This is a genomic window from Streptomyces sp. SID3343 (assembly GCF_009865215.1).
Taxonomy (GTDB): Bacteria; Actinomycetota; Actinomycetes; order Streptomycetales; family Streptomycetaceae; genus Embleya.
Genome location: NZ_WWJX01000895.1, coordinates 1 through 1269 on the forward strand (window position 1 = coordinate 1; position 1269 = coordinate 1269).

A 1269-nucleotide genomic window follows, 5' to 3' on the forward strand; every position below is an offset into this window, starting at 1 on the left:
GGCAAGTTGGCCGGCGCGCTGGAGGTGCCGGCCGACTTCACCGTCGCCGTCGCCGGGCTCGGCGCCCCCACGTCCGGGCCGCCCGCGCGGCCGACCGCCGTGGTGCTCACCAATCCCGGTGTGGGGAGCCTGGCCTCGTCGCTGGCCTCGCAGATCGCCCAACTGGCCGTGCACCAGGCCTCGCTGGAACTGGGCAAGACCCTGACCGCCGGGCCCCAGGGGCAGGACCCGGGCAGCACCGGCGCCGCCCGGTTGCTGCTGGCCGATCCCATCGCCGTTCGGGTACAGGTCGGCCACCCCATCGGGGTGCGTACCGGTGTGGGGCTGGCCGCCTTCTACTACACCCTGCTCGTCGTGCTCACCGCGTTCCTGGGTGGCAGCATCATCAGCAACGGCGTCGACGTGGGCCTGGGCTACGCCTACAGCGAGTTGGGTCCGTGGCGCACCCGGCGTCCGGTGGTGCCGATCAGCCGTACCGCGACGCTCGCCGTCAAGAGCGCGATGTCGGTGGTGATCGCCGCGCTCTCGTGCTCGATGATCATGATCGCAGCCGTGCTGATCCTGGATCTGGACACCACCCACCTTCCGCTCCTGTGGATCTTCTCGTTCTGCGCCACCGTCGCCGTCGGCCTGGGGGTCCAGGCGATCAACGCGGCCTTCGGTGGGATCGGGCAGATCGTGAGCATGTTCGTCTTCGTCGCCCTCGCGCTGCCCTCCTCCGGGGCGACGATCCCGCTGGAGGCGCTGCCGTCCTTCTACCGGGTGCTGTCGGAGTTCGAGCCGATGCGCCAACTCAGCGACGGCATCCGCGCGATCATGTACTTCGACGCGCGCGCCGACGCGGGACTCACCCGGGCGTGGGTGATGACCGCGGTCGGCACCGCGGCGGCGCTGGTGTTCGGTTTCGCGATGACGACCTACTACGACCGCAAGCACCTGCATCGCATGGTGGTCAGGACGGAGTGATCCGCGCCGCGGCCGGATTCCGCTCTTGTCGGGATCGACGATTCGCGGTAGCCGCGCACGTGTCAGCGGGTCGTCTCGTCGTCGGCGATCAGGCCCTTGCGGTAGGCCATCGCCACGGCTTCGGTGCGCGAGGCCGCGCCCACCTTCGCCAGGATGTTGGACACGTGCACGCTCGCGGTCTTGACGCTGATGAACAGCTCCTCGCCGATCTGCCGGTTGGTCCGGCCCTTCGCGAGCAATTCGAGTACTTCCCATTCCCGCGACGTCAGGAGCACGTCGCGGGCCGGCGACGACGCGCCGCCG

Annotated in this window: 2 protein-coding genes; one reads left to right on the forward strand and one right to left on the reverse strand. The window is 70.0% G+C overall.

Going from position 1 to position 1269, the window contains the following annotated elements:
- The coding region (locus tag GT354_RS27650) for a DUF3533 domain-containing protein (RefSeq protein WP_161359095.1) at positions 1 to 966 on the forward strand (966 nt) is incomplete at its 5' end.
- A gap of 62 nt (positions 967 to 1028) precedes the next feature.
- On the opposite strand, the gene GT354_RS27655 is transcribed toward GT354_RS27650, so the two are convergent.
- The coding region (locus tag GT354_RS27655; RefSeq protein WP_237535510.1) for a response regulator transcription factor at positions 1029 to 1269 on the reverse strand (241 nt) is incomplete at its 5' end.